This window comes from Vibrio sp. 16 (assembly GCF_963681195.1).
GTDB lineage: Bacteria > Pseudomonadota > Gammaproteobacteria > Enterobacterales > Vibrionaceae > Vibrio > Vibrio sinaloensis_D.
In genome coordinates, this window is sequence record NZ_OY808997.1 from 313,927 (window position 1) to 338,663 (window position 24,737).

The following is a 24,737-nucleotide window of genomic DNA, read 5'->3' on the forward strand; positions in this document are numbered from 1 at the left end:
TTGTTGGCAACGTGCTACGAGAAACCAACCATGCGTTTTACATTCCCAATTGCGATCGCCTCATCGCTATTGATCGCTCCGCTCGCGGCGGCTGATTTTGACCTCGACTCATTGCTTGAAATGCCTCTCTGTTCGTTAGCGGATACAAAAGTTGTCTCGGCTACTCGCACGGCGCAGAGCCTTGCTGATACTGCCGCGTCTGTATATGTGATCACGGCGAAAGAGATCAACCGCTCAGGCGCGCGCTCTGTCGCAGATGCGTTAGCTCTGGCGCCAGGGTTACATGTCGCCAAATATTCAAACTATGACTGGGGTATTACCGCGCGAGGTCAGAACCAAGCGTTGAGTAATACACTTCTTGTGATGGTGGATGGTCGCAGTGTATTCAACCCAATGTTTTCAGGTGTCGACTGGGATCTGATTCCGGTAAGCATGGACAATATTGCCCAAATTGAAGTGGTACTCGGGCCTGTTGGCACCATCTGGGGAGGGAACGCAGTTAATGGGGTTATCAACATCATCACCTCTGAAGCCGAGAGCGCACCCGATGGCAAGCTCGCAATTAAAGAAGGCAACTATGGTTACTCTGAATATCAGTTGCATGAGTCGACCCAGATTGGTGAGTATGGCTATCTAAGCGGATATTTTGAGTTTGTCGACCATATGCCGTGGACCAGTGACGAAGAGCGTGTACAGCCGGTTCAAGATTACAACGTCTATACCGAGCGTTTTGGTATGCGGTTTGACTATCAAAAGTTTGCCCACACCGTGAGTGTCCAAGCGGGCGGGATTCGCTCACGTGAGGACTATCAATGGGTGAAATACCACCCTCACTTTCTCAATCCCGGTCAGCCAAGTGCCAGCGTTTACGATACTGAAATGACGATGCAAGAGTACTTCTCAGGCTTACAACACATTTATGATGTTGAAAATGGCGATAGTTGGGAAAACAAGCTTTGGCTCACTTACAGTTCAAACGATAGTACCGCTCGAGATGCGCAATTTTGGCGTGTCGATCTTGATTCCCACTACACCATTAAAGATTGGTGGGGAACACAGCTCAGTTTAGGTGGCAATGTTCGGATAATTGATGAACAACTAGGTCAATACAGTGACAGTGAGCGCTATTCTGTTCCTTATATTAGAGTGACGGATAACGCCGATTTCTTGAATCAAAGTTACGGTTTGTATGCGAACTGGAACATTGATATCAGCGATAAGTCGACGTTAACCTTGGGTAACCGCTGGCAATACAACAACTTGACGCATAGTGTCGATGCCCAGCCTCAGATTAGATTGAGTTACCAACTGTCCGACAACCAACGTTTATGGGCAGGATGGGGACGCGCGGTGGTGACCCCTTCGCGATTGGAGTTGGAGACCACCTTCCAAGAGAACTACTACGTTGAATCTGGGGCGCACGATGGCGCAGGAAACAAGTACGACTACATTGCGACGTATCTCTATCGAGGTGGAGATGACCTTAGTATAGAGAGTGTTGAAACTTACGAACTTGGTTATCGCTTCTGGGACACTAACAAAGTGCAGCTTAATATGAGTGGTTTCTACAGCGTTCACGAGAATATTCGAGCCCTAAAAGGGGTGAGTGCTCAAGGCTGGGTGATTGCAGGTGACTCATCACCAGGTACGGTTGGGACTTACATTGAACAGTACGTATCAGAATACGTTGACCCTCTTTGGTCTGAAACCATGGGTGGAGAAATTGCACTCAAATGGCAGCCGATTGAACCCCTTCAAATCAACACCAACTACAGCTATAAGCGCATTGTTGGTCATTGTGAAGGTGCGATATGTGGATCTAACGATGCGGTAAAACGTCAGTTGGAAAACCAACCTAATCATTATGTGAATGCCCAAGTGATGTGGGACATCACTCCGCAGTGGTGGGCAAGTGCGTCTATGCAGTATGTCTCTGAGTCAAAATTGCATCGTGACTTTGTCGATGATCCAAGTTACATCTGGCCGAAAGTATTAAGTTTCGATGCCTCGGTGAGTTGGCAGTATGCCGATTGCACACCAAGAATTACAGGTTCGGTTGAGAATCTAGGCGCAGACCAGTCGACGGAATTCCCAGATAGCCAGCAGCCGTTTCAAAATGGCACTCAGTACTGGTTAACGCTTGACTGGAATTACGGCGCCGTCGACTGGACAAGATAAACATGAGCCCACGTTTTTCTATTTTGGCGACCAAATATTTGGTCGCTTTGGGTTTCTTAATTGTTCCACTCCTCGCGCAAGCAAAAGTGGATGATGTTGACCTAAAAGCGGTCTACCTGTTTCGTTTTGCGCTGCTGTCGGACTGGAATCACACCGATATAGCGACTGACCACATTGACTACTGTGTTGCTCAACAAAGTGACGTCGGCCTTCGGTTGGAAGCGATTGTGGCGACAAAGCCGGACATGGCAAGGTTTCATGACATGTTAAGTGGTGTTGCGCCTTCGGTATGCCATATCTTGTTTATCGAAAACGGCGATGAGGCGATCATTGCCAACCTGCATGTTAGATATCCTAATGCACTGCTGGTTGGCAATGGCGTTGAATTCGTCGCTAACGGTGGCATGGTCGCCTTTATTAAAGTTCGCAACCGCATTCGTCCGTTGATCTCACGCCAAAACGTTGAAAAGTCTCGGGTACAGATTCGCTCTCAGTTGCTTGAAGTCTCTGAAATCTATGAGGAGGCGACATGATCAGCGCGCGTTTTACTCAGCTTCCACTACGCTACAAGATGATATTACCGACTTGGTTTATGGTGATGTTCATCGTCTTGATCATAGGCACTCCCGCGATTCACTTATTGTTCTTGTCTCAGCGAGAAGCGCAAGAGCATCGTGTTCATATCTTGTCTCAAGGCGTAGCAAGTACACTACAAGCCGCTCTGATGTTTGATGATCCGATTACCGCCAAAGAGCAGTTGGTGAATCTTACGTTTGACCCAGACATCATTGCTGCCAAGGTGATCAACGAGTATGGCGAGACCATCACAAGTATTCACCAACTTCCATCGCAGTGCCAGTGGACACAAGAATCGGTGACCTGTGCAGATACCAGGTTTCAGGTGGATAATACCGATATTTTCCTCGAAGGAGAAAAGCTTGGTACGCTCGTCGTGTGGGAATCGTTGGAGTCTATTCAGAGTAATGAAAGGCGACTATTTAGTTATTTAGGCGCGTTGACAGTGTTTATTTCTCTGCTGTCTTTGGCATTTGCGCAGTTGTTGCACGGTGTGATTGTGAAGCCTTTAACCGCGTTGCACAGCACCATGGAAAGAATGATTACTCAAGGGATCGCAAAGAGCTCGATAGATATTGTTCATGATGATGAAGTGGGCAAGTTGACCCGTTGCTTCAACGAAATGGTCGCTAACCTCCTTGACCGAGAGAGCCAGCTGCAAAGTGCATTGCAGCGTGTTGAACAGAAAAATCGCTACATTCACGGCGCCCTTGATGCAATGAAGCGAGGGGTTCTGTGGTTTCTCCGGGCAATAAGATCAACTACGGCAATCCGGTGGCGATCAGTGAATTGATGGAAAGCCAGAGCCGATTCACAACGCGTGAAATGTTGGCAAGCCGCTTTGAGCCCAAAGCGGCAATCGAGCAGGTGATTGACGCGATTGAGAGACATCAGCCACTGGCGGCAGTTGAGCTCCGTACACTGGATGGACAAAAGTGCTATCGAGTGAGCTGTCACCCGATGGAAGAGGCGAGTCAATCTCTGTTGCAGTTTCAAGATGTCACGTCCCAAAACCTGTCAGAGCAAAGACGTAAGTTGTTAGAGCTCATGTTCGATCAAAACCAAGACGCTATTTTTGTTTTGGATAGAGACTTAAACGTAACGACGCAAAATACAACTTCGTTGGAACGATTTGGTGTGTTGAGTTCCATTCAAGAGCTGGTGGTGAAAAAGCCGCTCTATTTCTCGCTCGCTTTGACCAAAACCTTGCTCAACAGTGGCGTTATGATCAGCAAAACCATTATTCGACATACTAATCAGACTTGGTCGCCCTATCGCTTGAAAGCGAAAGCGTTAAAAAGTGGCGAAGGTCGAGTTGAAGCCTTCGTGATCAGTTTGACGGATTTGACTCTGGGTCTTGAGCTGGAAAGACTGAGCTTTGCGGCTAACCATGACACCTTGACCGGACTGGCTAATCGCTCTAAAGCGCTGAAGAGTTTGCAAGCTCGTCATCGCAAAGGGCAAGCTCAGTTTATCTTTTTCCTCGATCTTGATGGTTTCAAAGCGGTGAACGATCAATATGGGCATGGTGTGGGAGATGAGTTACTGCGCATTGTCGCTAAGCGGCTAACAGGCTGCATATCAGCAAAAGACTTGGTCGCGCGGATTGCTGGGGACGAGTTTTTGATCGCGATTCGCAGTTCTGGCCAATGTCAGCCAATCGCTCAGCGCATCATCGATACGTTGGCCGTTCCGATTGTGATCAACGAGAAAACCTGTCAAGTGACGGCAAGTATTGGCATCAGCTACTGGGCCGCGGAAGATGAGGTGATCTTGGATGAGAAAATTGACCAAGCTGATCGCAATATGTATGTCGCGAAGCGTTTAGGGAAAAACCGTTTTTATTACGCACTCTGAGCGAAAAAGAAAAGACGCTAGGGTGCGTCTTTAGGGATGTCGTCTTCTTTCTCTTGTTCGTCTTTGGGTTTGGGCTGTTTGGGTTTGTAATCAAACTTCATTTTTGCGGTGTACTTCAGCGCCATGATATTGCCAACGACCACGCTCAATACAATCGCAATAATCACCCAAGGGTTGGTCAATAAATCCATAACGGCTCCTAGCGAGAAAGATTAGTAATATACTGATTGTAGATGGTTTCTAAATTATCTAACACGACTTGTTTGCCAATAATTGCGCTAGACTCGATCTCTTTGTGTAACACATCTAAAGTCAGGTGGTTAAGGCACCGCTGCGCAGTCTCGCGATGACTAATGTGCCAAGGTTCAATCGCAACACCGCCGTTGTCCTCTTGGTACGGAAAATAGAAGCCAAACTGCGCCAAGTTTTCTTTTAACCACAGATAAAACGGTCGCTGGTGAGCGTTGAAGTACTCCCAAGGTTCTAGCTGCAAGGCCTCCTCTTGAGGAAGCGCATCACGATCGAATAGATCAAAATCACTGCCCCAGTGATGTCGACTGGCGCCTGGCAGTGCCGACCAGCGCAGTATCGCGAATACCTTGTCTTGCTCGCTCAAGGTTTCTGGGGCGAGCGGTTGGCTTTGCGTGTCTAAAATTGTCGCAGCGCCCGTCATTTTGCGATTCCAAATCATCAATTGACGCTCGAAATCCCGAAACCCACTGGCGATATTGAGGTTAAAGCCTGCCCCATCGGCAGCCTGCTTCAGTGCGAGTAAATCCTCTCGCACCTCAGGGTGAACGAGAAAGTGTTTCTGGCCAATCAAAGCATCCACCAAATGGGTGGATACTTTTCCGGTTAGTTGCGCTGCGTTCATTACTAAGCGAGCAGGTTTTCGAGGGTTTTTTGATACATCTGGGTGAGTTTTTCCAGATCATCAATTTTCACGCACTCGTTCACTTTATGAATGGTTGCGTTAACAGGGCCAAGTTCGACCACTTGGCAATCCATTCGGGCGATGAATCGGCCATCAGATGTGCCACCAGTGGTGAGTAGCGCTGGTTTGGTTTGGTTAACTGAATCCACCGCATCGACGACTGCGTCCAATAGCGCGCCAGTATCGGTCAAGAATGGGTCACCATTGAAGGTCCACTTTAGGTCGTAGTCCAGCTCATGTTTATCCAAGGTCTCAACAACACGGTTAACGATCATGTCGTTGTTGAGTTCGGTGCTGAATCTTAGATTGAACTGAACGTTAAACTCACCTGGAATGACATTCGATGCACCAGTGCCTGCATGAACATTTGGGATTTGGAAACTGGTTGGTGGGAAGTAAGCGTTACCTTGATCCCATTCGGTGGTCGCGAGTTCGTGAATTGCCATTAGTGACTGGTGCACGGGGTTATTCGCAAGGTGAGGGTACGCCACGTGACCTTGCGTGCCTTTGACCGTGAGATCGCCAGTAATCGAGCCACGACGACCGTTTTTCACTACGTCTCCCACCACTTCGGTACTTGATGGTTCACCGACAATACACATATCGATGTTCTCACCACGTGCCATTAGAGTTTCTACCACACGGACAGTACCATTAATGAATGGCCCTTCTTCATCCGATGTAATCAAAAAACCGATCGACCCTTTATGATTTGGGTTGTCTGCGATGAACTGCTCCACGGCGACAATCATACTGGCTAACGAGCCTTTCATATCGGCCGCGCCACGGCCATGCAGATAGCCATCAATTTCAGTCGGTTCGAATGGGGGCGTGTGCCATTGGTCTAAGTTACCAGCCGGTACGACGTCAGTATGACCCGCAAATGCAAACAGTGGAGCCTCCGTACCACGGCGTGCCCAGAAGTTAGTGGTGTCTTCAAACACCATCACTTCAATTTCGAAGCCGAGGGCTTTTAAACGTTCGATCATCGCATCTTGGCAACCAGCATCTTCAGGGGTTACCGACTGGCGGCTGATTAAGTACTTTGCGAGAGCCAGTGTCGGGCTATCTGTCATCCTTGAAATCCTTTACTTACTTTATGAAAAAATCGCAGCGTATTGATCTGCTTTAAAACCTAGGTGGTAGCTATCACCTGACAGGAGAATAGGGCGTTTAATCATTGCCGGTTGTTCTACCAGTAGGGCAATCGCATTGGCTTCGTTTAGCCCATCTTTTTGCTCTTGGGTTAGTTGGCGGTAGGTGGTTCCGCGTTTATTGAGGACATTTTCCCAACCGAGCTGTTGGCAAAACGTTTCCACCATGGCTTTGTCTACGCCTTGCTTACGGTAGTCGTGAAACTGGAACTCAATGCCTTCCGCTTCTAACCATTTCTTGGCTTTTTTAATGGTGTCGCAGTTAGGAATACCGTACATGGTAATTGTCATAATAAACCCTTTGAAGTGACTTTTTTGTTATTTCAGCATCCTATCAGGAACTCTGTGTCGAGACAAAAAGTGTGATCGATATATTTCAATGGGCAAAAAAAATGTGTTTCAGGAAGTTGGGATTGTAGAGTTATTGATCAAACGCAACACATGACCCGACAAAACAGAAATAATGACTCTAGAATTTTATAGGAGGTATCAATGGAATTGAGTCCTGTTTTTGCAAGGCGACTGTATTTAGCGCTACTTGTCGAGAATTTAGAACGACCTAACGTTCCAAAACTGATTGAAAAGACTGGGTGGCCACGCCGAACAATTCAAGATGTCATTAAGGCTCTTCCTGGCATAGGTATTGAGTTGATGTTTGTTCAAGATGGGCGACGTCACAATGATGGGTATTACCAACTCTCTGATTGGGGCCCATTTGATAGCCAGTGGGTAATAGACCGAGAGCCAGACATCGCCGCCAGTTTAGGTTTTAAAGCCTAGTCTTTATTGCTGCACCGATAAGCACTCCCCATCACAGTAAAGGAGGTGGTGAAGTCTTGAGGAGCAGTGACAAACACAGTATTCGCGCCAAGCTTCTTGGCGCGATTTTTTATGTCATTCATCGCACCTTGCACCATCACATCATTGGTAAAAAACAGATAGCTGTACCAATGCCCCTCACTGCCAGTCACTTCGCCTAGCCATTGGCAATCATCAGCATCAAATCCAGCATCCATTCTTAAGTGAACGGCTTGAGCTGGGCTGTCTAGACGGTTCATCGGCGAGGTACAACCTGCCATGAACACGGCAACCAGAGAAAGGGTTAGTGCATTATTGAATTTGAGTAACATAGGCGATAAATCCAATCCAGCTCAGGGCTAGCAACACCCAAGGTAATCGAGTTGGGGTTGAGGGTTGTGAGTGAGAATCCATTGGCAGTTCTGCTTCAACGTCGGTTTGCTCAACACGTTTGGCTTTCTGTGCTTTTTTTCTTGCTTTGTCGGCTTGGCGGGACTTCTCTTTTTGCTGTTTTTTGTATTGCGCAATCCCTTTTTCAATCCCTTGAGCGATCAGTTTGGTTTGCTCTTTGGTCTGTCCGGGCTTTTGGGTGGCTTTGGCAATTTTCATTGCTTCTTGCTGGGTTTCTTGCGACGGAACGACTTTTTTGTTCATGAGATAAATACTGCTGGATCAAAGATACGTTTATCCTAACACGATATAATTAAAGCGGAATTGAGATTTACGGCATGAGGCGTATTGTGTGAAAAAAATAGTGCTTTTCAGTGCGGTTATCGCCGTGCCTCTGTTTTTCTGGTTTAAAGGTTCACCGCCTCTCCCGCCCGAAGCCGCTGAGCAGGTCACTCGTCAGCGTGACCCAATGAGCGACATTCAGGGCAAGCTCAAGCAAGATCCAAATCAAGCGCCATTGTGGTTTCAATTGGGTCATGGTTATCTGAACCAGCAAGAGTTTGATGCGGCCTTGACGAGCTTTGACTACGCAATTCGACTGAGCCCAGAGCCAGTGGCCAGCCACTACGCGGCGAAAGCAACCGCGCGTTACTACTTGAACAACCAAGTGCTCGATGATGAGGTCAGCGCATTGTTGAACAAGGCTCTTAAGATAGAACCGCTCAATTTAACCGCCCTTTCTTTGATTGCCAGTGATCATTTCATTAGCTTTCGTTATCAGCAAGCGATTGACACTTGGACAAAGATGCTCGATTCACAAGACCGTGATTTAGACCGAGCTTCCATCATTCATTCTTTAAACCTCGCTAAGCAGATGCAGAACAATCAGTAGCGTTTTGCTTGGCCACGAGTTGATAAATGCAACGAATATAAAAAACCGGCGAAGTTCGCCGGTTTTTTGGTTGTTAACGCTTAGTACTGAGATTCACGTTCTTTTGCGGCCTTGTCCCATTCTGGTACTACGGTATCTAAGAAGTGCGCCTTGTCTGCGTTCATCTTCTCCATATCCATCCCCAGAGCTTTCTGAGCTGCTTCTTTGGTAGAGATGTCCGGCAGAACAACGGGATCGGTGATGCCTTTTTTCGCTAACAAACGGACCAACTTGGTTCGCGCGTCGGCGGCTTTATCTACCGCGGTACCGAGCACTTCAAGCGCGACTTCTGGAGCGTGCATGTGAACGCCGTGTGATGCAATCGCATAATCCCAGCGCCATTGCGCATGGCGAATGTCTTGCAAGATATCTTTCATCTCTGCGTCAGTCGCGCCAGCATCCCACGCCGCTCCTGCTTCAAAGTGAGCGGCAACAATTTGCTTCTCAGCCGTCAGCTTCATGTTGAGAACTTGCGCTTTACGGCTCGAAACGATTTCATACATTTGCTCTTTGCTTTGAGTGTGGCAGTTAGCGCAGGTGTCTTCGAAGCGATCAAACGGGTTGCCTACTTTGTGGTCGGTGTAAACCGTGCCATCTTCTTTGGTCACTTTAGGCATATGGCAATCCACACAGACCACTTTGTTTTTACCATGAACGCCGTCACGCCACGTCTCATACCCAGGGTGCTGAGCTTTTAGCATTGGCGCTTTTGAGACTTTATGCGTCCAGTCTTTAAAGTTGAGCGCGTCATAGTACTGTTCCATTTCATCGACAGAGGTGCCCATATCCCAAGGGAACTTGACCGCTTTGGTTGGCCCAGTGAAGTAGTACTCAACGTGGCACTGTGCACAAACCGACGCTTGTTGATCAAGGCGAGACTGTTTTTCAAACGGTTTATTGATGGCTTGGAACGCGCGATCAACATAAGGTTTTGCAAGCGCTAGTGCTGGCTCTCCCTTTTTGAAACCCTCGCTACGAGTGTCGTGACAGTCGGCGCAGCCAATTGGATTGGCAATTTCTTCACCTAAGCGAGCCCACTTACCTTCGAAGTAGCCATCTTCTCCACGTTCGTCAATGACTCGCCCCACATCAGGGCTTTTACAGCTCCAACATGCCATTGGCATAGGGCCAGATTTGTCATCTTGGGGAGCACCTGTACGCAGTGTTTGACGCACATCGTCGAGTGCATAAAAGTGGCCGCGAGCTTTATTGTAGTCTTTGGCAAACCCATACCCCGCCCACATGATCACCATATTGGGGTCTTCGGCTAGTGCGTCTTCAATGTGGTCACTTTCAGACGTTGCTTTCCAGCTTTGGTATTGATCTGGGTGGTTTTGCTCATAGGCATCGTTTCTAGGATCGATGAGATCGTTGTTTTCAGACGCCGCGAAGCTGGCTGAGCTCATCATTGAGCCTGCCAACAGGAATATTGCCGCGGCGGATGTTGGTATCCAGTGCAATTTTTTCACAGTGCTATCTCCGTAATTCCGTTTGTTATAAACAGCGTTGTGAACTGGCTATATCCAAATTAAGAATTGGAGAACTGAAATAAATTGTAATAAAGAGAAATAAATAAAATAACTTGGTAACAACTCATCATTGCGTTAGATCAATTTAGCTAAGTGACGCAGTTCAAATTACCTCGCCAATACCTCTAAAGGGGTATGTGAGGATTTCCTTGTTGTTAATGAAAGTTATTATCATCAAACACTTATGGCGAAAACCGCGCGAAATTTATGGTGATTTAGATCGTTTTTTAGACAGTAAACACTACCTCTAAAGAGTGGGTGGAGTAGACTATTTATATAGCGTTGTGGCTTTTCCAAAATAAGAATTGATCTCATTTGATATTGATATCTCGTCGATATCGAAGGGCATTAATTTTGACCAGATTTCTATTGTTGCTTTCGGCGATGGTGGGTCTGGAATAAGGAAAGGATAATATGGGCAATATAAAGTTGGCCATAGTCATAATGCTAAAGTCTCTCCTAGCATTCTGCCTCTATGGTTATTCGCTTCATGCCGTTGCCGACACTTCAAGCTTGCAAACTGAAGGCCAAAGCGCTCGCCATGAAGTCACGCTTATCCGTGACAAGGACTATAAATGTGTCCAATGTCATAAGGATTCGAAACAATCTTTACAAGGTTCACACGGTGAGGATGCACACAAGATCCTTGGCCGTGAAGTGACGTGTACCGAATGTCATAACAACATTGGACCAGACCACCGTGAAGGTGCTCCGATTGTCACTAAGTATTCAAGTGCTCAGTCACAACCAGGGACCGATAAAGTCTTCCTCGATCCTGAGCAGATACTCAAAGCGAATAGTCAATGTACAGACTGTCACCAGCCTAAGTATTTGCGCGACGATAGCTGGACTCACGATGTGCACGCAAAGAATTTGACCTGTTCGAATTGTCACGATGTACATGCCAGCAAAACCAAAGTGCTTGGTTTGGAACGCAAAGAGAAAATTAAGCTTTGTGTCGACTGCCATTCTGACTTTAACCAGCAGAAAAAGGAGCAGTGATATGAGTTGTTCTAGACGAAACTTTTTAGCCGGTACAGGGGCGCTTATCTTTACGACAGGCGTTGCGGGTACTGCGGTGTTAAGTAGCCGAAAAACATTGGCCAATGTAGAAGAAGATGGAAACAAACTCTACGGCATGGTTCACGACGAAACCGCATGTATTGGTTGTACAGCATGTACCGATGCTTGCCGTGAAGTGAATAAGGTCCCTGAGGGCGTCTCGCGCTTAGAAATAATTCGTAGTGAGCCCCAAGGTGAGTTCCCAAATGTTGATTACCGTTTTACTCGCAAATCTTGTCAACACTGTGAAAATCCACCTTGCGTTTATGTTTGCCCAACGGGAGCCGCTTACAAAGATGAGAAAACGGGCATTGTGGATGTTCATAAAGAGAAGTGCGTGGGGTGTGGCTATTGCTTGGCGGCATGCCCTTATCAAGTGCGTTTCTTTAATCCTGAAGACCATTCCGCTGACAAGTGTAACTTCTGCCGCGATACCAATTTAGCACAAGGTAAACTGCCAGCCTGTGTGGAATCTTGTCCAACGAACGCGTTGATTTTTGGTGATCTCAACGATCCCGATAGCGACATTAACCAAGTGTTGAATACCGAAGTGGTTTATCGCGATAAGGCGCATTTAGGGACGAAGCCCAAACTGTATAAAGTGCCTCATCAGAAAGGGGAGATCTCATCATGAATGGATTTGAAAGTGCTTTTCACTTTGACTCGTTAGTATGGGATTGGATCATTGCCATCTATCTCTTCTTAGCGGGTATGTCTGCGGGGGCGGTGATGATTGGTCTCTACCTACGCCGCAAAGTCATTGAGGGTGACCCTGCTAATAACGGCATTTTGAAAGCGGTGGCTTGGCTTGCGCCATTTGGCATTATCGTCGGGTTGTTGATCTTGGTTTTCCACTTAACCAAGCCGCTCGAGTTTTGGAAGATTATGATTTACTTCAACGTGACCTCGGTTATGTCGATGGGCGTCATTTTATTCCAAGTCTATATGGCGGTATTGTTTGTTTGGATCGGCGTGCTATTTCGCCATCAAATCATCAGCTTCTGTGAAGGAAAATTGCCAAGTGGGTTGCTGGATTTGGTGGATGGTTTGCTCATTAAAGCCAAGCAAGTCAATAACCCGTTGGAGCTGTTTCTTGGTTTCCTTGCCTTGGTTTTGGCTGCCTATACCGGCTTCTTATTGTCGGCATTGAAGACGTATCCGATGCTAAACAACCCAGTGTTACCGATACTGTTTTTGTTCTCGAGCCTCTCTTCCGGCGCGGCAGCCTGCTTGCTGTTTGGAATCTTAGTCTTTAAAGAATCAGCGAGCAGCCCTAGCGTGTCTTGGGTGCATGGCTTTGAACGTCCAGTTGTGCTGTTTGAATTGTTTGTTCTGGTTACCTTCTTTACGGGATTGATTTTCAGTGGCGGACAAAACGAAGTGGCGGCTTGGAATGCGATTGGAGGCGGGTTCTGGTCGAACTGGTTCTGGTTTGGTGTTGTGCTGATTGGGATGTTATTGCCACTCACATTGAACGCGGTGTCGCCAAAAGAGGTTCGCCATAATGGTGGGTACATCTTTGTTGTGACTATGCTGAGCCTAGTTGGTGTACTCATGTTGCGTACCTTTATTTTGTACGCTGGCCAGATGACGGTCGTGTAACTATGGCGGGAGAGCTAGGGCTATTGTCGTTGGTGTGGATCGCGGTGCTCAGCAGTTTGAGTGTGGCGACGTTTGCTTGGCAACGCTATCGCAATGCAGCCTCGCGGCTCTCCCTAGTTTGCATAGTACGTTTGGTTGCGGTGGGGGCGATTCTCAGCTTAGGGCTACTGGCGTTCCTATTTTTAAATGATCAGTTCCAGTTTGCCTACGTCGCTACCCATTCCAACTCGGCGCTCCCTCAATTTTACAAGCTCGCTGCCGTGTGGGGTGGGCATGAGGGCTCCATGCTGTTTTGGGTGTTTACCTTAAGTTTATGGAGTGCGTTAATCTCGTTTCATCCACGTAAACCGTCGCGCTACATTCAGCATGTTTTATGGATTATGTTGGCTTTTGTCGCTGCGTTTAGTTGGTTTACCTTGCTGGCGTCAAACCCGTTTAGCTACAGTGAGGTTTATGTCACTGAAGGGCGAGACTTGAATCCGATGCTGCAAGATGTCGGGCTGATCTTTCACCCGCCTTTGCTTTATCTCGGCTACATAGGATTCTCTACCGTCTTAGCGTTTGCTTTAGCGGCATTGCTTGAACCCAAATTTGATGCTCACTGGGTGAAAGAGTGTCGACTGTGGGCGGTGTCATCATGGATGCTACTGACATTAGGTATCTTGGTCGGTTCTTGGTGGGCATACAATGAACTAGGGTGGGGCGGCTGGTGGTTTTGGGACCCAGTAGAAAACGCGTCGTTACTGCCTTGGCTCACGGGGACGGCACTGCTACATACCTTGATTGCTTCATCGCGCTATCAGCAGCTTACATTATGGTCGCTCAGCTTGGCGTTGGTGACATTCAGTTTGAGTATTCTCGGAACTTTTATTGTCCGGTCAGGAATTTTAACCTCGGTGCATGCATTTGCGATTGACCCTAGCAAAGGGATTACCTTGCTCGCGATTTTAGCCCTCACCTTGCTCGGCTCGTTTGTTCTGCTTCTTCGCCAAAGCGATACTATTCGTAGCGAAGGATTGCACTCGGTGCTGGGTCGAAGCTACTTGATATTGGTGTCTGCAGGCTTATTGATTGTGGCAACGTTTACGGTGTTTTTGGGTACCTTTTATCCGATGCTATACGAGTTGCTGGGTTTAGGCTCCATATCGGTCGGGGCGCCTTACTTCAATACTCTGATTCAACCTTTAGCTTTGCTCGCTTTGCTGGGGATGGGGATGGCGCCTCTTATGAAGTGGCATCATGGGAGCTATGTGAGTTGGCGCGCGATAGTGCTCTTATTTACGATTGCCTCATTCGTTGGGGCTGCGGCGTATCGGCTTCAAGTGACGGACTGGCGCTTCGCTACCTTGCTGGTTTGGATGCTTGGCGCGTGGGTTATTGGTAGTCATTTGCTGATCGCAGCCAAGAACCGAACTGTGAGCTTTATGGTGCTGGCTCATGCGGGGCTAGCCGTCGTTTGTATTGGGGCGAGTATGAACAGCCAACACTCTTATGAGCTCAATCGTAAAATGGAGCCAGGCACAACCACTGAACTGGCGCAGTGGCAAGTGACCTACCTTGCTACCGAATGGTACGTTGGCCCCAATTATACTGCCGAGCAGGGGGTGCTTGAGTTTTCGTCTCCGGCAGGTGCGAGCTTCAGGCTGGCACCAGAACGTCGCCACTATCCAGTGCGTGTCATGAATATGAGTGAGCCAGCGATTCGCTCAACATGGCATGGTGATTACTATGTCACATTGGGAGCGAAGGTTGATAGCAAGGCGTACGCGGTCAAAATACAATATCGCTCCTATATTGCATGGATTTGGGCGGGCGCAATTATGGCGATACTGGGTGGATTGTTGCCATTGCTGCGCTCTTTTTCGTTGATCAAGTCGAGAGTGACTCATGGCGCTATTCAACAATCGTAAAGTGTTTGTTTTTGTCCTGCTGTTGGCGGGCTTTATTGGTTTCTTGGTGGCGGGGCTTCAATCGGGAAACTTTGGCCCTAGTCAGCAGCCTGTTGTACGCCAGCTCCCTTCCATACCTGTCACATTGCTAGCCAGTGGCTCTGTGGTTCACAGTGATACGCTTCTCGGACAAGATTTTCAGTTAGTGAATGTGTGGGCTTCTTGGTGTGGTGTGTGCAAGGCCGAGCATGCTTTTCTCAATCAACTCTCCAGTGCGGGGGTTCCAATCATTGGTCTAAACTATCGAGACAAAAAAGCCGCGGCGCAAAACTATTTAGCCTTGGGGGGCGACCCTTATCGACAGGTCATGTTTGATCCCAAGGGTCAGTTTGGAATAGAACTAGGAGTCGTGGGGACGCCGGAAACGTATGTGGTCAATCGTGAGGGCGAAATCGTCTACAAGCATTTTGGTCTACTGAATCAAACTTCATGGGATGCTCGGTTCGCCCAATATTTTAGCCAAGAAGTGGATAACCATGATTCGTAATATAGGGATTGTCGTTGCGGTGTTGATGTCGCTCAACCTCTGTGCCCAAGAGCCACAACTCTTCGCGGCATCAGACAGTGAGCTTGAAGTCAAAGTTGAGTTGTATGAGTTTGAAAGTCCGGCTCATCAAAAGCGAGCGATTGCACTGGCCAAATCATTGCGCTGTCCTCAATGCCAAAATCAAAACCTTGTCGAGTCAAACTCCCCCCTTGCCAAAGATCTGCGCTTAATTGTGTTTGAGAAAATAAATGCAGGGGAAGATGAGCAGCAAGTGATCGATTTTATGACGGCAAGGTACGGTGAGTTTGTCCGCTACAAGCCAAGTTTTTCTTGGCAAAATAGCCTGCTTTGGGGGTTACCGATTTTGTTGTTGATTGGATTCTTTTGGCTCTCCGTAAAGTCAGTGCGAAATCGACAGGCTTAACAAAAATCTGATAGATCTTTTTTCTCATTGGGTTACATTGAATCCCATTGAAATGAAGATGTTGTAGGAATTAGTGCGGTACTCAATAGAACAATACGACAAACATGGATTTTTGAAAGCGCCGAAATGGCTGTGGCTGGGCTGGTTATTTATGGCCAAAGCTTGGGTCGTTTTTGTTGTCGCGGGCGCCAGTCGTGAAAGTGGCAGTAAGATTCTCAATATCGTCTATCCTGATCATTCCATGCTGTATCTAGGCTTGGCAATGGGCTTACCGAGCATCTTTTTGATGTGGTTAATTAGCTTACGAAACCCTGAAAGGGGCTGGGTAAACAAATTAGTCAGCTGGGGAAAAAGCATTACGCTTGTGACCGTGGTTAGCCAATTTTCGCAAAGCGTTTATCATGTATATCTAGAGCAAGGGGCCTTTAGTTGGGCAAATGGCATCACCATGCTTGTCCTGCTTTGGTTTGGTCTTTACGTGATGAAAAGCCGCAGCGTGCGAGACAGCTTTTACAATCCGCCAGCTTCCTAATTGAGTGAGCTCTGATCGGTGTCAATATCCCAAACATAAAACAAAATACACTGTGCAAAATAACAATGTGAGGAATCTTCTATGTCAAACCCTCAAAGTGCAATACTTCCTGAAGCGGGCCCATTCGCTCAGTATACGTTACTGAAAATCAAACAAAATCCGCAGTCGGTCGTAGAGAAACTCAAAGCATTACCGCAACTCGTCGAAGAGCTTAACCAGCAGCAACCTGGCGCAGATTTGACGCTGTCGATTGCTTTCACCAAGTCATTCTGGACTCAACTTGACGCTGCAATGCCGCCAGAACTGATTGATTTCCCAGTTCTCGGTGAAGGCGAGGTGGTCGCGCCGAGCTCAGACGTTGATGTCTTGATCCATTGCCACTCAAACCGTCATGATTTGCATTTCTATCTACTGCGCAAGTTGATGGCTGACGTTGAGCAAGACGTGCAAGTTGTTGATGAAACTTACGGTTACCGTTACCTTGACTCTCGCGATATGACGGACTTTATCGATGGTACCGAGAATCCGAAGGAAGGCCAGCGCGCGGAAGTGGCGATCATTCCGGAAGGTGAGTTTGCTGGTGGCAGTTATGTCATGGTGCAACGCTTCATTCATAATCTGCCTTCTTGGAATCGCTTGAATGTGTTGGCGCAAGAGAAAGTGATTGGTCGTACTAAGCCAGATTCTATCGAGCTAGACGATGTGCCTGCGGCTTCCCATGTTGGTCGCGTTGACATTAAAGAAGAAGGCAAAGGGTTGAAGATTGTTCGCCACAGTCTTCCATATGGCAGTGTCTCTGGCGAACATGGCCTACTGTTTATTGCCTACTGCAACACTCTCCATAACTTCAAAGCCATGCTAGAAAGCATGTATGGCGTGACTGACGGTAAAACCGATCAACTCCTGCGCTTTACTAAAGCGGTGACGGGGGCTTATTTCTTCTCACCGTCTGCACAGATGCTTCAGTCACTGAAACTAAAGTGAGCCATCAATGAAACCACAGCCGAGCAACTCGCTCGGCTTTTTTGTGCAATTTTTCTAAAGATCTCGCGTTTAGGCCGATAACTTAGGTAGCCCATAAAAGGAAACCGTCATTCATGGCCATCACTGTTAATACCAATGTTTCTGCAATGACTGCGCAGCGTCACCTGACGAATGCGACGGATTTGCTGAATCAATCTCTGGAGCGTTTAGCTTCGGGGAGCCGGATTAATAGTGCAAAAGATGATGCGGCCGGACTGCAAATATCTAACCGACTCGAGACTCAAATGAGTGGTTTGGATGTGGCGGTGCGAAACGCCAATGATGGGATCTCCATCATGCAGACGGCGGAAGGGGCGATGAATGAAACCACCAACATTCTTCAGCGTATGCGTGACTTGTCACTTCAATCGTCCAATGGCTCCAATAGCCAAGCTGAACGAACCGCATTACAAGAAGAAATGGCAGCTTTGAACGATGAACTGAATCGAATCGCTGAAACCACCTCTTTTGGTGGTCGAAAATTGCTCAATGGTTCGTTCGCTTCGTCGTCTTTTCAAATTGGCGCCAGCTCAGGTGAAGCGGTTCAAGTGTCACTCAAGAACATGCGTTCTGACAGCTTAGAAATGGGCGGTTTTAGTTACGTTGCAGCAGGCAAAGCTGATGCCAATTGGCAGGTTGGGCAGGGAAATCATGTCTTGAACATGGAATACACCAATGCTCGCGGTGAACAAGAGGTCATTCAAATCAAAGCCAAAGCGGGCGATGATATAGAAGAGTTGGCGACCTATATCAATGGTCAAACCGATAAAGTCTCCGCTTCGGTGAATGAGGAAGGCCAGCTACAAATCTTTATGGCGGGTAAAGAAACCGCAGGGACACTCTCGTTCTCGGGTAACTTAGCCAATGAACTGCAAATGAACCTAGCGGGTTATGAAGCGGTTGATAACCTCGACATTTCTGATGTCGGCGGCGCTCAGCGAGCGGTATCCGTGATTGATACGGCGCTAAAGTATGTTGATAGCCATCGAGCAGAACTTGGCGCACTGCAAAACCGATTCAATCACGCCATTACCAATCTAGATAATGTGCATGAGAACCTCGCGGCGTCGAACAGTCGAATCAAAGATACAGACTACGCGAAAGAGACCACACAGCTGGTCAAGCAACAGATCTTGCAACAAGTGAGCACGTCGATATTGGCGCAGGCTAAACAACAGCCGAACCTTGCGATTACCTTGTTAGGTTAATCGAATCTGAGAATCTGTTTTTCTCATAAAAGAGAACGGTATCGACAGGCGAATAGAAAGCTTTAGTAAAAAAAACACTTTTTTTAAGTTTTTCTCCTGTTGGTCACGCTTTCCTCCCCAAATGCACTTTTTTCAAAAAAAACTTAAAAAAATTCTCAAGGTTTTCCAAACCGTGCCGTTAATAAAAGTAACTTTGAGAGAACTACTTGGTTTTCCGAGACGTCGGAAACCGGAAACATCGGAAAATCAATTGGAGAAATCACCATGGCAGTGAATGTAAATACTAACGTAGCAGCGATGACAGCACAGCGTTACCTAAATAGCGCAACGAACGCACAGCAAACTTCAATGGAGCGTTTGTCATCAGGTTCTAAGATCAACAGTGCAAAAGACGATGCAGCGGGTCTACAAATCTCTAACCGCTTAAACGTACAAAGCCGCGGTCTAGACGTAGCGGTACGTAACGCGAACGACGGTATCTCAATCGCGCAAACTGCTGAAGGTGCGATGAACGAGACAACCAACATCCTGCAACGTATGCGTGACCTATCGCTACAATCGGCTAACGGTTCAAACTCTAAGTCTGAGCGTGTAGCAATTCAGGAAGAGGTTACGGCACTAAACGACGAGCTTAACCGTATCGCGGAAACCACATCATTTGGTGGTAACAAACTGCTAAACGGTACGTTTACAACCAAATCAATGCAGATTGGTGCGGATAACGGTGAAGCAGTTATGCTGACTCTGAACGACATGCGCTCTGATAACGTTGGCATGGGTGGTACGAGCTACAAAGCTGAAAACGGTAAAAACAAGGACTGGTCTGTTCAAGCTGGCTCAAATGACCTAACAATCACGCTAACACCAAAAGATGGTGAAGAGCAGACGATCAATATCTCTGCAAAAGAGGGGGATGATATTGAAGAACTGGCGACTTACATCAACGGTCAAACAGACATGGTAAAAGCGTCTGTCGATGAAGATGGCAAGCTGCAAGTGTTTGCGGGCACTAACAAAGTTGAAGGTGAGGTAAGTTTCGGTGGTGGTCTAGCTGGTGAGCTAGGTATGCAAGATGGTCAAGCGGTAACCGTTGACACTATCAACGTAACATCTGTAGGTGGCGCACAAGAATCGGTAGCGATTATCGATGCGGCTCTAAACTATGTTGATAGCCACCGTGCTGAACTGGGTGCATTCCAGAACCGTTTCAACCACGCGATTAACAACTTAGACAACATCAACGAAAACGTGAACGCGTCTAAGAGCCGAATTAAAGATACGGACTTCGCGAAAGAAACAACGGCAATGACCAAGTCGCAAATCCTATCTCAAGCATCAAGCTCGATTCTTGCTCAAGCGAAGCAAGCACCGAACTCGGCACTAAGCCTACTAGGCTAAGCGTCAGCTTTAGAAAAAAATCCAGCTTCGGCTGGATTTTTTGTTTTTAGCTAAGTGATTGATATTGAATGGCGCTATAGAAATCACTTTTAGACCCAAATCACACTTTAGTGTTCAATCTAGAAAAATTCGTAAAAAAGTTAATTTTCTCCTAAAGGTTAATCTAAGTCCGCCGTTAAAGGATTGAGAGAAATGAGATGTGCCAATGCGAGGTGAGAGACGCAAAGGCACATCGCCCTAATGCCTAAGGAGATCAAATATGGCAATTAACGTAAACACTAACGTGTCTGCGATGACTGCTCAGCGACACCTGAACGGTGCAGCTGAAGGTATGCAGAAATCGATGGAGCGTTTGTCATCGGGCTACAAAATCAACAGTGCTCGTGACGATGCTGCTGGCCTACAAATCTCAAACCGTTTGACATCACAAAGCCGTGGCTTGGACATGGCGGTGAAAAACGCAAACGATGGTATCTCTATTGCACAAACTGCTGAAGGTGCAATGAACGAGAGTACCAACATCCTGCAACGTATGCGTGATCTAGCGCTGCAATCTTCAAACGGCTCTAACTCGCGTTCAGAGCGTATCGCTATTCAAGAAGAAGTAACGGCGTTAAACGACGAGTTAAACCGTATCGCTGAAACGACCTCTTTTGGTGGTAACAAACTTCTAAACGGTACTTACGGTAGCCAATCATTCCAAATCGGTGCGAGCTCAGGTGAAGCGGTACAGCTTTCTATGGGTAACATGCGTTCTGACACGGCAGACATGGGTGGTAAAGCGTATGTTGCTGAAGAAGGCAAAGGTGCAGATTGGAGAGTTTCAGACAATACCGATCTGACTCTTGGCTATACTGATGTACATGGTGAAGAGAAAGAGCTAACGATCAACGCTAAAGTCGGCGACGACATTGAGCAGGTTGCGACTTACATCAACGGTCAAAGCGAAGATGTAAAAGCGTCTGTAGGCGAAGATGGTAAGCTTCAACTGTTTGCTGCAACCAATAAAGTGGCAACAGACGTTGAAATTACGGGCGGTCTTGGCGGTGAAATCGGTTTCGGTGACGCTCAAAACAAGACAGTTGCAGACGTTGATGTTACCACGGTAGCGGGTTCTCAAATGGCCGTATCGATCATTGATGGCGCATTGAAGAACGTAGACAGCCAGCGTGCTGGTCTGGGTGCTTTCCAAAACCGTTTTGGTCATGCGATCAATAACCTAGACAACATCAACGAGAACGTAAACGCATCTCGTAGCCGTATCTTGGACACAGACTTTGCGAAAGAAACAACCGCAATGACTAAGTCTCAGATTCTGCAGCAAGCGAGTACTTCAATCCTAGCTCAAGCTAAGCAGTCACCATCGTCTGCACTTAGCTTGTTAGGTTAATCGATAGGTTCGACGGAGCTTATTGGTAGCAGCTTTGTGCTGTGACCTAAAGGTGGAAGGGAGATCGTTATGGACATATCATCCTACACATCGAACATCCAGCCTTACGGCTCAGAAAGTGGCACTAAAATTGCTTCAAAAAACGAAGGAGTACTGCTCGATTCCTTGAAAAAGGAACCGCAAGTAAATGAAAAGGTAAGTGAATCTGCCGCTCAAGCAGTCGAAAGAGTGATCGAAGCAACGAAAGAGCGAGAGAAACTCAATCGAGAAGAGCGCGAGCGGGTTGTTGAACAGGTGAATGACTTCATCTCATCCATCAACAAAGGCTTATCGTTTCGTGTCGACGAAGAGTCCGGTCGGGACGTCGTGACCATTTACGAAGCGGATACCGGTGATATTATTCGCCAGATTCCTGATGAGGAACTGTTGGAGATTCTTCGACGCCTAAGGGACCAAACCGCGAGGTATTCGTCGGGATTGGTGAACCAAACGGTGTAATCGTAATTTGAGGTGATGTAGATGAGTTTTGGCCCTATAGGGATGAATTCTGGCATGGATATCAATTCCATGGTCAGCAAAATTGTAGATTCGGAGCGCGTACCTAAGCAGCAACGTATCGACAATGAGCGGGCCCAAATTGATACCGGGATCAGTGCCTATGGTCGGCTCAGAGAGTCGCTGGATACGATGAAAAACTTGATGGCGAGCTTTCGTCAGGAGAAAGCTTTCGCCGCAAGAAAAGTCGAAACGACAAATGATACCGTTGTATCAGCGACAGCAACCACTGATGCCATCGCTGGTCGCTATGCTATCGATGTGTTGCAGCTTGCGCAGAGCCATAAAATTGCGTCAGACGTACTTCCTGAAGACGCAAAGTATGGCCCTGGTAAGCTGCAGGTTTCGCTTGGCGACAAAAAATTCACCGTCGAAATCTCTAATAACTCCAAACTGGTTGATGTCGTTAGAGGCATTAACAACAGCAAATCTAACCCTGGGGTTCGGGCGTCTATCATCAATGACACCGAAGGCCCACGACTCATTGTCGCTTCAACCAAATCTGGTGAAGCGAACGACCTCTCGATTGTCGCTGACGCAAAACCGGGCGATAACCTAAAAAGACTTGAATATAAAACGCTAGAACAGCGTGTTAAAGACCTAGAGAAAGCGCGGTCTGCTGCTCAAGAGTTGTTGAATCCTCTTTCCCCGAAAGAACAAGAATTCGCCGATAAGATTGCCCAGCGAAACATTGAAGCGGCAAAAATTGTCGATCAAGAAATTGCCGACAACTCAAAACAAGCGGCAATCAAAGCCGATCCTAAAGCCGCCAAAGATGCGAGTGCGGATAATGAGTTATCGACGCAAGCGGCGGCCGCAGCGGCTAAAGCTGGCGTGGAAGCAAACAAATATCTCAAACCAGAAGAGCGTATCCCAGGCTGGACAGAAACGGCATCTGGAACGCTTCTGGATTCTTACTGGGAGCCAGAACCAGAGCTAGACGATAAAGCGATTGAGAAGTCGGGTGATGTTCCAGGCTGGTCAAACACCGCGTCTGGTACTCTTACCGACTCTTACGTGACCCCAAAAGAAGCGCAGGCTAAGCTCGAAGAAGAGAAAGCTCAGATCGAGCAGAAGTTGGTTAATGAAAAAGTTGAGATCGAGCGAAAAGTCGCCAGTGGTGAGCTAACGCCAGAACAGGCGAAGCAGCTTGAACGAGCTAAATTGACCCAAGAAGAGCGAGAATACCTTGAGCGCGTGGATAAAGCTCAAGCGGATCTGGAGGCGGCACAAGCCTCTTTTGATACCTATAATGGTATGACCGAAGTTCAAAGCGCCCAAGATGCGAAAGTGATGCTTGATGGTGTGGCGCAATTGTCCAGTGACAACAACATCATTGAAGATGCCATTGAAGGGGTCGATTTGACACTCAAAGGCCGCACCGAAGTTGGAAAACCAGTATCGGAAATTGACATTGAATATGACCGTCAACGAGTAAGAGACGACATTGAACGATTCGTGGCTGCCTACAACCAGTTCTACCAACTTTCACAAGAACTCGCGGGGGTTGATCCTCGAACGGGTAGGGCAGGGCCATTATCGGGTGACAGTGTGGTTCGTAATGCCGATGCTCGACTAAAGTCGGTTTTCTCTGCTGATGTCGAAACAGCACCGGAAGATCTTAAAACCTTGACTGAGTTTGGTGTGACCACGACTCGTCAAGGTAACTTGGAAATCAACTACGACATGCTCGACCGCCAGCTAAACAACAACTTCAATAAACTTGAAGGATTCTTTGGTGGCAACAAAGGCTTTGCCAAAAAAGTGGAAGATGCGATTCAAGGGCTCACTGGTGTGACAGGCGCAATCCGCACACGTGAAAAGAGCATGCTAGAGCGCACTTATTCATTGCAAGATGATCAAGCGGCATTGGATCGCCGTATGGAGAGTTTAGAAAAGCGGACTCACGCCAAATTTACGGCAATGCAAGATGCAACGAGCAAAATGCAGTCTCAACTGGCTGGGATGATGAATGCACTTGGTTGAAGAGTTTGAGCAAAATCTAGATAAATTGCGTGATATAAATCACACTATTTCATCAGTGATTACACAAGAGGCGTTTGAGACTGAAGAAATCCTCGCTTTGGTCGATACAAGGGAACGAATATTGCAGAACTTGTTCAGCTTGATAGAACGCGATGCCGAGTTGGCGCAAACGGCGCAGTGGCACTCAGCAATTCAAGAAACAAAAGCTATCGTAGAGTTGATGCAAGTAAAAACGGCTGAAGTCGGCAAATCATTACAAAAGTACCGACATGGTCAACGTTCTGTTCAGCAGTACAAGAAATTTTTATAGAGAGGTTATTTATGCGTGGTTCATTACAGGCTTACAAAAAGGTATCAGTTGATAGCCAACTGAGTGCGGCCTCCCCGCATAAAATTGTGCAAATGCTTATGGCAGGCGCAATCGAACGTCTGATTCAAGGCAAAGCTGCGATGGAGCAGGGCAACATTCCTGTCAAAGGTGAGCGCCTAGGTAAGGCTCTTGATATTATCATTAGCTTACGCAGCTGTTTGTCGATGGATGACGGTGGTGACATCGCACAAAACTTAGACCAACTGTATGAGTTCATGATTACGCAAATCACAGAAGCGAATCATCAAAATAACCCTGCCAAGATCGATGATGTGATCGATATTATTCGCGAGATCAAATCGGCATGGGATCAAATTCCAAATGAATATCACAATTTAACTGCGTCAGATGTGGGTATTTAGAGTCAAATAATCACCAATTGGTTGCTTATGTAGTCAAAATCG

Annotated in this window: 28 protein-coding genes; 21 read left to right on the forward strand and 7 right to left on the reverse strand. The window is 47.2% G+C overall.

Features of this window, described 5'->3' with window-relative positions:
- Positions 1 to 30 precede the first annotated feature (30 nt).
- From U9J37_RS01410 to U9J37_RS01425, 4 genes are read left to right on the forward strand one after another with little or no spacing between them, the layout of a single operon-like run.
- Positions 31 to 2,178, forward strand: a complete 2,148-nt coding sequence (locus U9J37_RS01410) for a TonB-dependent receptor plug domain-containing protein (RefSeq protein ID WP_005471786.1) — start codon at positions 31 to 33, stop codon at positions 2,176 to 2,178.
- A 2-nt stretch (positions 2,179 to 2,180) separates the two neighbouring features.
- Positions 2,181 to 2,711 carry a YfiR family protein gene (locus U9J37_RS01415; RefSeq protein WP_043886851.1) on the forward strand — a complete coding sequence of 177 codons (531 nt, stop codon included), beginning with the start codon at positions 2,181 to 2,183 and terminating at the stop codon, positions 2,709 to 2,711.
- Positions 2,708 to 3,547: a CHASE sensor domain-containing protein gene (locus tag U9J37_RS01420; RefSeq protein ID WP_322413858.1), complete on the forward strand. Its 840-nt coding sequence runs from the start codon at positions 2,708 to 2,710 to the stop codon at positions 3,545 to 3,547. Before U9J37_RS01415 ends, U9J37_RS01420 begins: the two co-directional genes overlap by 4 nt.
- The gene (locus U9J37_RS01425; RefSeq protein WP_322413859.1) at positions 3,490 to 4,611 is read left to right on the forward strand and encodes a diguanylate cyclase domain-containing protein; all 1,122 of its coding nucleotides are present in this window, start codon (positions 3,490 to 3,492) and stop codon (positions 4,609 to 4,611) included. The genes U9J37_RS01420 and U9J37_RS01425 overlap by 58 nt, the downstream gene beginning before the upstream one ends.
- Before the next feature lie 17 nt (positions 4,612 to 4,628).
- Here the strand turns inward: U9J37_RS01425 and U9J37_RS01430 are convergent, their stop codons facing one another.
- Genes U9J37_RS01430 through U9J37_RS01445 form a run of 4 tightly spaced genes read right to left on the reverse strand, consistent with a single transcriptional unit; the run spans position 4,629 to position 6,990 of the window.
- On the reverse strand, positions 4,629 to 4,802 hold the full coding sequence (locus tag U9J37_RS01430; protein ID WP_005471631.1) for a DUF2897 family protein: 174 nt from the start codon (positions 4,800 to 4,802) through the stop codon (positions 4,629 to 4,631).
- 8 nt (positions 4,803 to 4,810) lie between these two features.
- On the reverse strand, positions 4,811 to 5,485 hold the full coding sequence (locus U9J37_RS01435) for a M15 family metallopeptidase (RefSeq protein WP_005471858.1): 675 nt from the start codon (positions 5,483 to 5,485) through the stop codon (positions 4,811 to 4,813).
- Positions 5,486 to 5,487: 2 nt separating this feature from the next.
- Positions 5,488 to 6,621: a succinyl-diaminopimelate desuccinylase gene (gene dapE / locus U9J37_RS01440; RefSeq protein WP_005471663.1), complete on the reverse strand. Its 1,134-nt coding sequence runs from the start codon at positions 6,619 to 6,621 to the stop codon at positions 5,488 to 5,490.
- Positions 6,622 to 6,642: 21 nt separating this feature from the next.
- Positions 6,643 to 6,990, reverse strand: a complete 348-nt coding sequence (locus U9J37_RS01445; RefSeq protein WP_005471750.1) for an ArsC family reductase — start codon at positions 6,988 to 6,990, stop codon at positions 6,643 to 6,645.
- A 201-nt stretch (positions 6,991 to 7,191) separates the two neighbouring features.
- Here U9J37_RS01445 and U9J37_RS01450 point away from each other — a divergent pair, with 201 nt between their 5' ends.
- Positions 7,192 to 7,479 (forward strand): winged helix-turn-helix domain-containing protein, encoded by a 288-nt coding sequence (locus U9J37_RS01450; protein ID WP_038140190.1) that lies wholly within the window; start codon positions 7,192 to 7,194, stop codon positions 7,477 to 7,479.
- Here the strand turns inward: U9J37_RS01450 and U9J37_RS01455 are convergent.
- Together U9J37_RS01455 and U9J37_RS01460 are read right to left on the reverse strand one after the other, a co-directional pair.
- The gene (locus tag U9J37_RS01455) at positions 7,476 to 7,829 is read right to left on the reverse strand and encodes a DUF4156 domain-containing protein (protein ID WP_039477948.1); all 354 of its coding nucleotides are present in this window, start codon (positions 7,827 to 7,829) and stop codon (positions 7,476 to 7,478) included. The two genes, U9J37_RS01450 and U9J37_RS01455, sit on opposite strands and share 4 nt — an antisense overlap.
- Entirely contained in the window at positions 7,810 to 8,151 is a 342-nt protein-coding gene (locus U9J37_RS01460) for a DUF2956 domain-containing protein (RefSeq protein ID WP_005471769.1), read from the reverse strand. The genes U9J37_RS01455 and U9J37_RS01460 overlap by 20 nt, the downstream gene beginning before the upstream one ends.
- An 88-nt stretch (positions 8,152 to 8,239) precedes the next feature.
- Here U9J37_RS01460 and U9J37_RS01465 point away from each other — a divergent pair, with 88 nt between their 5' ends.
- Entirely contained in the window at positions 8,240 to 8,779 is a 540-nt protein-coding gene (locus tag U9J37_RS01465) for a TPR domain-containing protein (RefSeq protein WP_039624277.1), read from the forward strand.
- Between the two features lie 80 nt (positions 8,780 to 8,859).
- Here U9J37_RS01465 and nrfA read toward each other — a convergent pair whose 3' ends face one another.
- Positions 8,860 to 10,227 carry an ammonia-forming nitrite reductase cytochrome c552 subunit gene (nrfA, locus tag U9J37_RS01470; RefSeq protein ID WP_005471723.1) on the reverse strand — a complete coding sequence of 456 codons (1,368 nt, stop codon included), beginning with the start codon at positions 10,225 to 10,227 and terminating at the stop codon, positions 8,860 to 8,862.
- Between the two features lie 534 nt (positions 10,228 to 10,761).
- Here nrfA and nrfB point away from each other — a divergent pair.
- The 15 genes from nrfB to fliS all read left to right on the forward strand — a co-directional run bounded on the left by nrfB (position 10,762) and on the right by fliS (position 24,695).
- Positions 10,762 to 11,349 (forward strand): cytochrome c nitrite reductase pentaheme subunit, encoded by a 588-nt coding sequence (gene nrfB / locus U9J37_RS01475; RefSeq protein WP_038217740.1) that lies wholly within the window; start codon positions 10,762 to 10,764, stop codon positions 11,347 to 11,349.
- Between the two features lies 1 nt (position 11,350).
- On the forward strand, positions 11,351 to 12,043 hold the full coding sequence (gene nrfC / locus U9J37_RS01480) for a cytochrome c nitrite reductase Fe-S protein (protein WP_005471632.1): 693 nt from the start codon (positions 11,351 to 11,353) through the stop codon (positions 12,041 to 12,043).
- On the forward strand, positions 12,040 to 13,011 hold the full coding sequence (gene nrfD / locus U9J37_RS01485) for a cytochrome c nitrite reductase subunit NrfD (RefSeq protein WP_005471703.1): 972 nt from the start codon (positions 12,040 to 12,042) through the stop codon (positions 13,009 to 13,011). Before nrfC ends, nrfD begins: the two co-directional genes overlap by 4 nt.
- 2 nt (positions 13,012 to 13,013) lie before the next feature.
- Entirely contained in the window at positions 13,014 to 14,921 is a 1,908-nt protein-coding gene (locus U9J37_RS01490; RefSeq protein WP_005471870.1) for a heme lyase CcmF/NrfE family subunit, read from the forward strand.
- A complete protein-coding gene (locus U9J37_RS01495) occupies positions 14,899 to 15,447 on the forward strand; it encodes a DsbE family thiol:disulfide interchange protein (RefSeq protein WP_005471721.1) in 549 nt (182 codons plus the stop codon). The genes U9J37_RS01490 and U9J37_RS01495 overlap by 23 nt, the downstream gene beginning before the upstream one ends.
- Positions 15,437 to 15,871, forward strand: a complete 435-nt coding sequence (locus tag U9J37_RS01500; RefSeq protein ID WP_005471752.1) for a cytochrome c-type biogenesis protein CcmH — start codon at positions 15,437 to 15,439, stop codon at positions 15,869 to 15,871. The genes U9J37_RS01495 and U9J37_RS01500 overlap by 11 nt, the downstream gene beginning before the upstream one ends.
- 73 nt (positions 15,872 to 15,944) lie before the next feature.
- On the forward strand, positions 15,945 to 16,403 hold the full coding sequence (locus tag U9J37_RS01505; RefSeq protein WP_038140215.1) for a DUF2919 domain-containing protein: 459 nt from the start codon (positions 15,945 to 15,947) through the stop codon (positions 16,401 to 16,403).
- 81 nt (positions 16,404 to 16,484) lie between these two features.
- Positions 16,485 to 17,387 (forward strand): Dyp-type peroxidase, encoded by a 903-nt coding sequence (locus U9J37_RS01510; protein WP_005471845.1) that lies wholly within the window; start codon positions 16,485 to 16,487, stop codon positions 17,385 to 17,387.
- A gap of 113 nt (positions 17,388 to 17,500) precedes the next feature.
- The gene (locus U9J37_RS01515; RefSeq protein WP_005471846.1) at positions 17,501 to 18,634 is read left to right on the forward strand and encodes a flagellin; all 1,134 of its coding nucleotides are present in this window, start codon (positions 17,501 to 17,503) and stop codon (positions 18,632 to 18,634) included.
- A gap of 264 nt (positions 18,635 to 18,898) precedes the next feature.
- Positions 18,899 to 20,032 carry a flagellin gene (locus U9J37_RS01520; RefSeq protein WP_005471736.1) on the forward strand — a complete coding sequence of 378 codons (1,134 nt, stop codon included), beginning with the start codon at positions 18,899 to 18,901 and terminating at the stop codon, positions 20,030 to 20,032.
- A gap of 259 nt (positions 20,033 to 20,291) precedes the next feature.
- Complete coding sequence (locus U9J37_RS01525; RefSeq protein WP_005471766.1) at positions 20,292 to 21,422, forward strand: flagellin; 1,131 nt, start codon at positions 20,292 to 20,294, stop codon at positions 21,420 to 21,422.
- A 69-nt stretch (positions 21,423 to 21,491) separates the two neighbouring features.
- Positions 21,492 to 21,920 (forward strand): flagellar protein FlaG, encoded by a 429-nt coding sequence (flaG, locus tag U9J37_RS01530; protein WP_005471797.1) that lies wholly within the window; start codon positions 21,492 to 21,494, stop codon positions 21,918 to 21,920.
- Between the two features lie 21 nt (positions 21,921 to 21,941).
- Positions 21,942 to 23,963 (forward strand): flagellar filament capping protein FliD, encoded by a 2,022-nt coding sequence (gene fliD, locus U9J37_RS01535; protein ID WP_322413860.1) that lies wholly within the window; start codon positions 21,942 to 21,944, stop codon positions 23,961 to 23,963.
- Positions 23,950 to 24,273 carry a flagellar protein FliT gene (locus tag U9J37_RS01540; RefSeq protein WP_005471735.1) on the forward strand — a complete coding sequence of 108 codons (324 nt, stop codon included), beginning with the start codon at positions 23,950 to 23,952 and terminating at the stop codon, positions 24,271 to 24,273. The genes fliD and U9J37_RS01540 overlap by 14 nt, the downstream gene beginning before the upstream one ends.
- An 11-nt stretch (positions 24,274 to 24,284) precedes the next feature.
- Entirely contained in the window at positions 24,285 to 24,695 is a 411-nt protein-coding gene (gene fliS / locus U9J37_RS01545) for a flagellar export chaperone FliS (protein WP_005471670.1), read from the forward strand.
- The last annotated feature ends 42 nt before the right edge of the window (positions 24,696 to 24,737 follow it).

Excerpts from the sequence above, each read along its gene's own strand:
- nrfD (WP_005471703.1), top strand. The coding sequence starts at position 12,040 with ATGAATGGATTTGAAAGTGCTTTTCACTTTGACTCGTTAGTATGGGAT.
- U9J37_RS01520 (WP_005471736.1), top strand. The coding sequence starts at position 18,899 with ATGGCAGTGAATGTAAATACTAACGTAGCAGCGATGACAGCACAGCGT.
- U9J37_RS01515 (WP_005471846.1), top strand. The coding sequence starts at position 17,501 with ATGGCCATCACTGTTAATACCAATGTTTCTGCAATGACTGCGCAGCGT.
- nrfB (WP_038217740.1), top strand. The coding sequence starts at position 10,762 with ATGGGCAATATAAAGTTGGCCATAGTCATAATGCTAAAGTCTCTCCTA.
- U9J37_RS01410 (WP_005471786.1), top strand. The coding sequence starts at position 31 with ATGCGTTTTACATTCCCAATTGCGATCGCCTCATCGCTATTGATCGCT.
- dapE (WP_005471663.1), bottom strand. The coding sequence starts at position 6,621 with ATGACAGATAGCCCGACACTGGCTCTCGCAAAGTACTTAATCAGCCGC.
- U9J37_RS01460 (WP_005471769.1), bottom strand. The coding sequence starts at position 8,151 with ATGAACAAAAAAGTCGTTCCGTCGCAAGAAACCCAGCAAGAAGCAATG.
- U9J37_RS01495 (WP_005471721.1), top strand. The coding sequence starts at position 14,899 with ATGGCGCTATTCAACAATCGTAAAGTGTTTGTTTTTGTCCTGCTGTTG.
- fliD (WP_322413860.1), top strand. The coding sequence starts at position 21,942 with ATGAGTTTTGGCCCTATAGGGATGAATTCTGGCATGGATATCAATTCC.
- U9J37_RS01525 (WP_005471766.1), top strand. The coding sequence starts at position 20,292 with ATGGCAATTAACGTAAACACTAACGTGTCTGCGATGACTGCTCAGCGA.
- U9J37_RS01415 (WP_043886851.1), top strand. The coding sequence starts at position 2,181 with ATGAGCCCACGTTTTTCTATTTTGGCGACCAAATATTTGGTCGCTTTG.
- fliS (WP_005471670.1), top strand. The coding sequence starts at position 24,285 with ATGCGTGGTTCATTACAGGCTTACAAAAAGGTATCAGTTGATAGCCAA.
- U9J37_RS01445 (WP_005471750.1), bottom strand. The coding sequence starts at position 6,990 with ATGACAATTACCATGTACGGTATTCCTAACTGCGACACCATTAAAAAA.
- U9J37_RS01540 (WP_005471735.1), top strand. The coding sequence starts at position 23,950 with ATGCACTTGGTTGAAGAGTTTGAGCAAAATCTAGATAAATTGCGTGAT.
- nrfC (WP_005471632.1), top strand. The coding sequence starts at position 11,351 with ATGAGTTGTTCTAGACGAAACTTTTTAGCCGGTACAGGGGCGCTTATC.
- U9J37_RS01510 (WP_005471845.1), top strand. The coding sequence starts at position 16,485 with ATGTCAAACCCTCAAAGTGCAATACTTCCTGAAGCGGGCCCATTCGCT.
- U9J37_RS01435 (WP_005471858.1), bottom strand. The coding sequence starts at position 5,485 with ATGAACGCAGCGCAACTAACCGGAAAAGTATCCACCCATTTGGTGGAT.
- U9J37_RS01430 (WP_005471631.1), bottom strand. The coding sequence starts at position 4,802 with ATGGATTTATTGACCAACCCTTGGGTGATTATTGCGATTGTATTGAGC.
- U9J37_RS01500 (WP_005471752.1), top strand. The coding sequence starts at position 15,437 with ATGATTCGTAATATAGGGATTGTCGTTGCGGTGTTGATGTCGCTCAAC.
- U9J37_RS01455 (WP_039477948.1), bottom strand. The coding sequence starts at position 7,829 with ATGTTACTCAAATTCAATAATGCACTAACCCTTTCTCTGGTTGCCGTG.
- U9J37_RS01450 (WP_038140190.1), top strand. The coding sequence starts at position 7,192 with ATGGAATTGAGTCCTGTTTTTGCAAGGCGACTGTATTTAGCGCTACTT.
- U9J37_RS01490 (WP_005471870.1), top strand. The coding sequence starts at position 13,014 with ATGGCGGGAGAGCTAGGGCTATTGTCGTTGGTGTGGATCGCGGTGCTC.
- U9J37_RS01420 (WP_322413858.1), top strand. The coding sequence starts at position 2,708 with ATGATCAGCGCGCGTTTTACTCAGCTTCCACTACGCTACAAGATGATA.
- nrfA (WP_005471723.1), bottom strand. The coding sequence starts at position 10,227 with ATGATGAGCTCAGCCAGCTTCGCGGCGTCTGAAAACAACGATCTCATC.
- flaG (WP_005471797.1), top strand. The coding sequence starts at position 21,492 with ATGGACATATCATCCTACACATCGAACATCCAGCCTTACGGCTCAGAA.